Here is an 8,228-nt window from a genome sequence, read left to right on the forward strand (position 1 = left end):
CATTGTTTTCGTCTATGATGGTTTCTCTTGGGAAGACTACGCCATCGCCCAGGCCTACGCCCGCAGGCGCCAGGGGCGGGTCCTTACCCTGGAAAGGCTCCTGGCCCGCTACCCTAACGGGCTCATCAACACCTATAGCCTCACCAGCTACGTCACCGAATCCAGCGCTGCCGGCAACGCCTTCTCCTGCGGGGTCAAGACGGTCAATGGCGGTCTAGCGGTACATGCCGACGGCACCCCCTTAAAGCCCTTCTTTGCCGCAGCCAAGGAGATGGGGAAGGCTGTGGGGCTGGTGACCACCACCACCGCAACCCATGCCACCCCCGCCAGCTTCGTGATTTCCAATCCCGACCGCAACGCCGAGGAGAGGATCGCGGGCCAGTATCTGGAGTTTGGGGCCGAGGTCTACCTGGGGGGCGGGGATCGCTTCTTCAACCCCGAGAAGCGCAAGGACAAGAAGGACATGTATGCCGCCTTCGCTCAGGCAGGCTACGGAGTGGTCCGCACTCCCGAGGAGCTGGCCCGCTCCAACGCCAGCAAGCTCCTTGGCATCTTCTCTGACGGCCACGTGCCCTACGAGGTGGACCGCCGCTTCCAGGGGGTGAAGGTACCGAGCCTCAAGGAGATGGTGCAGGCCGCCTTGGCCCGCTTGGCCGCCTACCGCAATGGGTTTGTCCTCCAGGTGGAAGCCGGGCGCATTGACCACGCCAACCACCTCAACGATCCCGCCGCCACCTTGTGGGATGTGCTGGCGGCCGACGAAACCCTGGAACTCCTCACCGCCTTCGCGGACCGGAACCCCGACACCCTCCTCATCTTGGTATCCGACCACGCCACGGGCACGGGGGCCCTGTACGGAACGGGCAGAAGCTACCTGGAAAGCAGCGTGGGCCTGGACCTCCTGGAAGGCCAGAAGGCCAGCTTTGAGCACATGCTGCGTGTCCTAGGGAACAACCCCGACCCCAGCCAGGTAAAGGAAGCCTTCCGGACCATGAAGGGCGTGACCTTGGAGGACGCCGAAGCCCAGATGGTGGTGGAGGCCATCACCAAGAAGGTCCACCGCCCCGATGGGGTGCGCTACGGCGTCCAGCCCAGCAACACCCTTTCCTGGGCCATGGTGCAGAAGGACGCCAAGAAGCCTGACCGGCCCAACATCGGCTGGAACTCCGGCCAGCACACGGCAAGCCCGGTGATGCTGGCCCTTTACGGCCAGGGCCTCCGCTTCCTCCCTCTGGGCCTCTTGGACAACACCCATGTCTTCCGGCTGATGGGCGAAGCCTTGGGCATTCGCTACCAGAACCCGGTTATGTCCGAGGAAGAGGCCCTCGAGGTTCTCAAGGCCCGCCCCGTGGGCATGGCTCACCCCGAGGACATCTGGGCCTAGGGCCATGCTCCCCTGAACCCCTTAAACGCTCTCGGGGCAGGAAACTTGGCAGATGCTCCTTCCTTCAGGCCGCCACCTTAGGCGGCCTGTTATATTTTGGCTCCGAGGCACGTCCCACCAGGGCTCCTCGGACAAATCCCCGATTCCCAAAAGGGGAAGCCTAGGCCTATTGACCTGGGATTCAAGATATGGTAGCTTCACTGGTAAGACACCCAAGACTTAGGGTGTCTTGGCCGCGATGCCAGGCCGACAGGCCTGGACGCCGGCCGGCGGTGGGGGAAGTCCGGTGCAAGTCCGGCGCTGTCCCGCAACGGTAACCGGCTCTGTCCGGAAGCCCGAGTACCCGCTTCGCGGCCTTACCCCGTAGCCCTCGAGGCAAGGGTGAAGGTGGTGATGCCTGTGGGACCTTAGACTCCTAACCCCCCAAAACCCGGTGGCCCAAGGACCTTGGGCCAGGCGACCTTAGGCAAGTTCTTGCCCAGCACGGGGTTACTCCCCTTGGGCAGGTAGAAGGGATGATTTAGCTTTTACGGGCCCAAAGACGGCCCTGGAGGTCCGTGGTGAAGGAAACGCGCATGGTCTACCCGGTTTTCCCTGGGGAAACCAACCATTACGGGACCCTTTTTGGCGGCACCGCCATGGCCTGGATGGACCAGGCAGCCTTCGTGGCCGCAACCCGCCACGCCAGGCGCAAGGTGGTGACGGTGCACTCGGATGCGGTGGACTTCAAGCGCCCCGTGCCCCTGGGCTCCATCGTGGAGCTTGTAGCCCGGGTAATAGAGGTGGGCCGCACCTCCATGCGGGTGGAGGTGGAGATGTGGGTGGAGCCCATAGAGGTGGGTAGGGAACCCTACCTGGCAGCTAAGGGCGGATTTGTGCTGGTGGCGGTGGACGAGGTGGGGCGGCCGGTTTCCGTTCCCCCTCTTTCCTAACTCCCAGTGGGCCACCCTACCCTGGTCATGCGAAAGTTGAGGTAAGCGATGCGGGAAAAATTCCATGCGTCTTTAGAAGGCAACATCCGGACCCTGGCTTTTGGCCTTCCCCGGCTGGGCCCTAACCGGGAGTACAAGCGGCTTCTGGAAGCCTACTGGCAGGGCTCCTTGCCGAGGGAGGAGTTCCTCCAGGCCCTCGAGGACCTCGAGGGTCTCAGGATGGCCACCTATCGGGAACACGTGGACCTTTATCCAGCAGGGGAGCTCAGCCTGTACGACCCCATGCTGGACCTGGCGGTGGCCCTTGGGGTCTACCCCGTGGAACCTTTTGACCTGGAAGGCTATTACGCCCTGGCCCGGGGCAAGGGGGCCCTTCCCCTTAGGAAGTGGTTTGGCACCAACTACCACTACCTGGTCCCCCGGCTTCCGGAAAAACCCCGCTACACCCCAAGGCGGGGCTTTTTCCCCTATCCTGTTGGCCAAAAAACCCCAGGCTCGGCGGAAGGCCTTCCCACCCTGCTCGGTCCCTACACCCTTCTGCGCCTGGCGCAAAACCCCCCCGAGAGGGTGGAGGACCACCTCGAGGCCCTGGTGGAGGCCTATGCGGAGCTTCTTGAGCCTTTTGCCGGCACCCTCTTCCTCCTCCAAGAACCGGCCCTGGGGTTGGATGGGGTGGAACGGGACCTACCCCACCTCCTGAAAGCCTATGCCGCCTTGGCAAAGAGGGTACCTTTGGTCCTTCTCAGCTACTACTACCTGCCCCCGGCTTCGGAGGTGGTTCGGAGCCTGGCCAACCTTCCCTTGCGGGGCCTTGGGGTCTTCCCGGTAGGGGAAGCCCTGCCCAAGCTACCCCCAGGAATGGCCCTGGTCCTAGGGGTGGTGGAGGGGCAAGGCGTGTGGCGAACCCATCTCCTGGCCCTAGGAGGGATCCTGCCCCTGCTAGAGGGGCAGGAGGTCTGGCTGGCCCCTAAGGCCCCCCTTTTCCATCTGCCCTGGCGGGTGGATGAGCCCTTGCCCAAGGCCCTCGAGGGCCGGCTTGCCTTTGCCGTGGAAAGGCTACAGGAACTTTCCCTCCTCAAAGAGCTCTTGACGGATGGGCAAGGCCCAGCAGGCCACCTCGAGGCGGCCACCTCGCCCTCAAGGGCATACCAAGCCGCCAGGGCCTGGTACACCCCGCCTCCCGCCTGGGAGCTCCACCCTTCTCCCCCACCTCCCCCTAGGCCCCCCCTGGAGGTGCGGCGCCAGGCCCAGCAAGACCTCGGCCTCCCCCCCTTCCCCACCACCACCATCGGCAGCTTCCCCCAGACGGGGAAGCTCAGGGAACTTAGGAGGCGCCTGCGCTCAGGGGAGCTGGACCAGGCCGCCTACTGGGAGAACATCAAAAAAGCCATCGAGGAAAACATCCGGTTGCAGGAGGAGCTGGGCCTGGACGTCCTGGTCCACGGGGAACCCGAACGAAGCGACATGGTGGAGTTCTTCGCCGAACGCCTACAGGGCTTTTTCATCACCCAGAAGGGTTTCGTCCTTTCCTACGGAAGCCGGGTCTGGCGCCCTCCCATCCTCTTTGCCCCTCCCCGGCGCCAAGAACCCCTGGTGCTTCGGGAAACCCTCTACGCCCAAAGCCTAACCGCCAAGCCCGTGAAGGCCATCCTAACCGGCCCCATCACCCTGGCCGCCTGGAGCTACCTGCCGGAAGGGGTTAGCTTCCCTGAGGCGGTCATGGCCCTGGCCGAGGCCCTAAGGCAGGAGGTGCGGGACCTGGCCGCCCGTGGAATCCGCTTTGTCCAGGTGGACGAGCCAGCCCTTCTGGAAAAAATGCCCCTCAGGCGGGAAGAGCAGCCCAGCTACCTAAAACTTGCCCAGGAGGCCTTCCATCGGGTGGTGGGCGATCTGGAACCCAAGGTACAGGTGCACCAGCACCTCTGCTACTCCGATTACGCCGCCTTAAGGCCTTTCCTGGAGGCCATGGACCCCGACGTGGTGAGCGTGGAAGGAGCCCGGCAGGACCCAGCCTTCCTCCAAAGCCTTAAGGACCTTCCCCTAGAGATCGGGCCCGGGGTATTTGATGTGCACACGCCAGAGGAAGCCACGGTGGAGGAGATGCTCACCCGCCTCCAGGGCTATCTCAACTTCTTTTCCCCGGCCTCCTTGTGGGTAAACCCCGACTGCGGTCTAAAAACCCGTAAACCCCAGGAGGCCATCTCGAACCTCAGGAACATGGTGGAGGCCGCCAAGCGGCTTCGCCAAGCCCTAGGTGGAAAATCCCCAGGAGGTGGCCATGCTCACCGAACCTAGACCCCACTACCGGCCCTACCAGTACCCAAAGCTCCTGGCCTACCGGGACGCCATCCGGCACAGCTACTGGCTCCACACGGAGTTCAGCTATGCGGCAGACGTCCAGGACTACGCCCTGGCTGATCCTGAGGTGCGCTCGTTGGTGGAGCGCTCCCTTCTTGCCATCTCCCAGGTGGAGCTTTCCGTGAAGCTCTTCTGGGCCCGAACCTACGAGGTCTTCCCGAAGCCAGAGGTGGCCGAGGTGGGCATGACCTTCGCCGAAAGCGAGGTGCGTCACGCCAACGCCTACGCCCACCTTTTGGATCTCCTGGCCCTCGAGGACCGCTTTGCCCAGGCCTTGGAGAAGGAGACCGCCTTAAGGGAACGGCACCGCCACTTAACCGCGGTCCTGGGGTCCGCCTTCCGAGGCGACCTGAGGGGACACGCCCTCGCCCTCCTTCTCTTTTCCGCCTTCACCGAACACGCCTCCCTTTTCTCCCAGTTCTACGTGCTTATGGCCCTGAACAAGCGCCTTGGTCGCTTCAAGGGGATCTCCAACGCCATCGAGGCCACCAGTAAGGAGGAAAACCTGCACGGCCTCTTTGGGGTAGAGCTCCTCAGGATCCTTAGGGAAGAGCGGCCGGACCTCTTCGGGCCCTCCTTTACCGAGGAAGCCCTGGATAGGGTAGAGGCCTTCTTTCGCACGGAGGAGGCCCTTTTGGAGTGGATCTTCGCCCGGGGGGACACCGAGGCGGTGAGGGGAGAGGAGGTCCTGGAGTTCCTTAAGTGGCGGTACAACCAGGTTCTTGCCCTCCACGGCCTGCCCGCGCCGTTCCCCGTGCGGACGGAGTGCCTAAGGGATACGGAGTGGTTTGACCTAGAGCTTTTGGCGGACAAGGAAGTGGACTTCTTCAACAAGAGGAGCGTAGCCTACGCCCGCAGGGTGCAGAGCTACGACCCGGAAAGCCTTTTCTAGGAGGGAAGGATGACCAAGACCAAGCGGGAATACCGGCCCTGGTACTGGGCCAATGAATGGACGAGGCTCTACATGAGCCGGGGCTACCTTCTCCCTGGGGTGACGGTGGAGAAGAGGGTGAAGGAAATCGCCGACCGGGCGGAGGCCCTGACCCGCATCGAGGGCTTCTCCCGCAAGTTCCAGGAGTACATGGCCAAGGGTTGGTACTCCTTGGCCACCCCCATCTGGGCCAACTACGGCCTCAAGCGGGGTCTCCCCATCTCCTGCTACGGCACCTACGTGGAAGACGACACCGCCTCCATCCTGAGGGCGGTGGCGGAGATCGGCATGATGAGCAAACAGGGTGGGGGCACCTCGGTTTACCTGGGGGCCCTTCGCCCCAGGGGAGCCCCCATCCGGGACAACGGGGAAAGCAATGGTTCCTACGCCTTTGCTTCTCTCTTCGACCGGGTGATCGAGGTGTTCAACCAGGGTTCCACCCGGCGGGGGCAGTGCGCCGCCTACCTCCCTATCGAGCACCCGGACCTCGAGGAGTGGTTCAAGATCCAGCGGGAAGGAGGGGAGATCCAGTCCCTCTTCTGGGGGGTTTCCGTGGGGGATGCCTGGCTGGAGGAGGCCATCGCCGGGGACAGGGAGAAACGGGAAAGGTGGGCTAAGGTACTCAAAAGTCGCACCGAGGTGGGGATCCCCTACATCTTCTTCCGGGACAACGCCAACCGCCAGGCTCCGGAGATCTTCAAGAAGTTGGGGAAAACCATCCACGCCTCCAACCTGTGCACCGAGATCATGCTCCCCTCGGGCCTCGAGGAAAGCTTCGTGTGCTGCCTCTCCTCCCTAAACCTCCTCCACTTCGACGAGTGGAAGGACACGGACGCCGTGGAAACCCTCACCATCTTCCTGGACTCCGTGCTGGACGACTTCATCGAGAAGGCGGAGGGCATCCCCTACATGGAGCGGGCGGTGCGCTTCGCCAAGCGGTACCGGGCCATCGGGATCGGGGTTTTGGGCTGGCACAGCTACCTCCAGTCCAAGGGGATTCCCCTGGAGAACGCGGAGGCCCTTTTCCTTAACAACCTCATCTTCAAGACCATCCGGGAAAAGGCGGAGGAGGCGAGCCGCTGGCTTAGGAAGCGCCATCCGGAGGACGAACTGGCCGACCTAATGGAAAGGCGGAACGCCACCCTCCTGGCCATCGCCCCCACCAAGAGCAGCTCCTTCATCCTGGGGCAGGTTTCCCCCTCCATCGAGCCCTACACCAGCAACTACTACCTCAAGGACCTGCAAAAGGCCCGAATCGCCTTCAGGAGTCCCTTTTTGGAGGAGCTTCTCCAAGCAAAGGGAAAGAACGAGGAAAAAGTGTGGCGGAGCATCCTGGAGAGGAATGGCTCGGTACAGCACCTAGACTTCCTTTCCGACGAGGAGAAGGACGTGTTCAAGACCTTTTCCGAGATTTCCCAAAAGACCCTGGTCAACCTGGCCATCGCCCGGCAGAAGTACATCGACCAGGGCCAGTCCCTCAACCTGGTCATCCACCCCGAGGCTCCACCCAAGGACGTGAACGAGCTGTACCTGCACGCCTGGAGGGGTGGGCTCAAGGCCCTTTACTACCAGTTCAGCGCCAGTGCGGCCCAAGCTTACAGCCGGGACCTGCTGCTTTCCTGCCGGGCCTGCGAGAGCTGAAAAGAAGGCGGGCGGGACCTGAATAGGGCTAATCGTGGGCCAAAGCCGGCTGGAGCTTGGCCTCGTCGGTGAGGTCCAGCCTAAGGGGGGTGGCGGCGATGAACCCCTGCTCCACCGCCCAGCGGTCCGTTCCCTCCTCCGCCTCCTTTAGGGGCCTGGCGGCAAACCAGTAATGGGGGCGGCCCATGGGGTCCTCACCCTCCACCACCACCCCCTCGTAGGACCGCACCGACTGCCGGGTCCAGAGGAAGCCCTTGGGCCGGTGGGGCAGGTTCACGTTCACCAGGAAGGGTCGCTCCAGCCGCAGGAGGGTTTCCAGCACCCGTTCCACCCAGGGCCTCAATGCGGAGAAATCCGGGCCCGCCCCGTTCATGGGGGTGCTGAAGGCGGCGGCGGAGAGGCCAAAGAGCCTTCCCTGCTTGGCCGCGGCCACCGTACCCGAGTGCCAGATCTCGTGGCCCAGGTTGCTCCCCAGGTTGATCCCGGAGAGGACCAGGTCCACGGGGCCAAAGAGGTGGAGGCCCAGGGCCACGCAATCGGCCGGGGTGCCCCGCACCCGGTAGGCGGGGAAATGGGGCCCCGGCAGGGGGGCCGGATGGGGAAAAGCCCGGACGGGGTGGGCAATGGTGATGGCATGCCCGACCCCGCTTTGCTCCACGTCGGGGGCCACCACAAAGACCTCGCCGAAGCGGCTGGCCGCCTCCGCCAAAGACCAGAGCCCTGGGCTGAAAATCCCGTCGTCGTTGGTCACCAGAATCCTCATGCCCCCACCCTAAGGGCGCTTTGTCAGCTCACCATCAAGCAATGGCCCAAGGTCCCACGGAACCTCAGTGGTCCAGGCTAAGGCGCTGCCCTGAACCCTAGCCTAACATGGAGGCATGTTGGACGATGTCCTGAGGCCCATCCACGGAGGTCCCGACGGGGGCCCTGAGCCCTTATACGACTTCTCCACCAACGCCAACGCCTTGGGGCCTAATCCCGT

The 8,228-nt window shown here is 63.5% G+C and carries 6 protein-coding genes, 1 pseudogene and 1 riboswitch; of the genes and pseudogenes, 6 read left to right on the top strand and 1 reads right to left on the bottom strand.

The window, feature by feature from the left end:
• From TNMX_RS07675 to TNMX_RS07695, 5 genes are all read left to right on the top strand, one after another.
• A partial coding sequence (locus TNMX_RS07675) for an alkaline phosphatase (RefSeq protein ID WP_038031021.1) occupies positions 1 to 1,384 on the top strand: 1,384 nt, incomplete at its 5' end.
• A 213-nt stretch (positions 1,385 to 1,597) separates the two neighbouring features.
• Positions 1,598 to 1,750: riboswitch (cobalamin riboswitch) on the top strand.
• Positions 1,751 to 1,959: 209 nt separating this feature from the next.
• Entirely contained in the window at positions 1,960 to 2,316 is a 357-nt protein-coding gene (locus tag TNMX_RS07680; protein WP_038031025.1) for an acyl-CoA thioesterase, read from the top strand.
• 48 nt (positions 2,317 to 2,364) lie between these two features.
• On the top strand, positions 2,365 to 4,611 hold the full coding sequence (metE, locus tag TNMX_RS07685) for a 5-methyltetrahydropteroyltriglutamate--homocysteine S-methyltransferase (protein WP_052037966.1): 2,247 nt from the start codon (positions 2,365 to 2,367) through the stop codon (positions 4,609 to 4,611).
• Complete coding sequence (locus TNMX_RS07690) at positions 4,595 to 5,566, top strand: ribonucleotide-diphosphate reductase subunit beta (RefSeq protein WP_038031029.1); 972 nt, start codon at positions 4,595 to 4,597, stop codon at positions 5,564 to 5,566. The genes metE and TNMX_RS07690 overlap by 17 nt, the downstream gene beginning before the upstream one ends.
• 9 nt (positions 5,567 to 5,575) lie before the next feature.
• Positions 5,576 to 7,246 (top strand): ribonucleoside-diphosphate reductase subunit alpha, encoded by a 1,671-nt coding sequence (locus TNMX_RS07695; protein WP_038031023.1) that lies wholly within the window; start codon positions 5,576 to 5,578, stop codon positions 7,244 to 7,246.
• A 28-nt stretch (positions 7,247 to 7,274) separates the two neighbouring features.
• Here the strand turns inward: TNMX_RS07695 and surE are convergent, their stop codons facing one another.
• A complete protein-coding gene (gene surE, locus TNMX_RS07700) occupies positions 7,275 to 8,009 on the bottom strand; it encodes a 5'/3'-nucleotidase SurE (RefSeq protein WP_019550894.1) in 735 nt (244 codons plus the stop codon).
• Between the two features lie 115 nt (positions 8,010 to 8,124).
• On the opposite strand from surE, the pseudogene TNMX_RS13340 reads away from it, so the two are divergent.
• Positions 8,125 to 8,228: pseudogene (locus TNMX_RS13340) on the top strand (histidinol-phosphate aminotransferase family protein); the annotation flags it as partial.

This window comes from Thermus sp. NMX2.A1 (assembly GCF_000511705.1).
Classification (GTDB): Bacteria; Deinococcota; Deinococci; order Deinococcales; family Thermaceae; genus Thermus; species Thermus scotoductus.

Excerpts from the sequence above, each read along its gene's own strand:
- surE (WP_019550894.1), bottom strand. The coding sequence starts at position 8,009 with ATGAGGATTCTGGTGACCAACGACGACGGGATTTTCAGCCCAGGGCTC.
- metE (WP_052037966.1), top strand. The coding sequence starts at position 2,365 with ATGCGGGAAAAATTCCATGCGTCTTTAGAAGGCAACATCCGGACCCTG.
- TNMX_RS07690 (WP_038031029.1), top strand. The coding sequence starts at position 4,595 with ATGCTCACCGAACCTAGACCCCACTACCGGCCCTACCAGTACCCAAAG.
- TNMX_RS07695 (WP_038031023.1), top strand. The coding sequence starts at position 5,576 with ATGACCAAGACCAAGCGGGAATACCGGCCCTGGTACTGGGCCAATGAA.
- TNMX_RS07680 (WP_038031025.1), top strand. The coding sequence starts at position 1,960 with ATGGTCTACCCGGTTTTCCCTGGGGAAACCAACCATTACGGGACCCTT.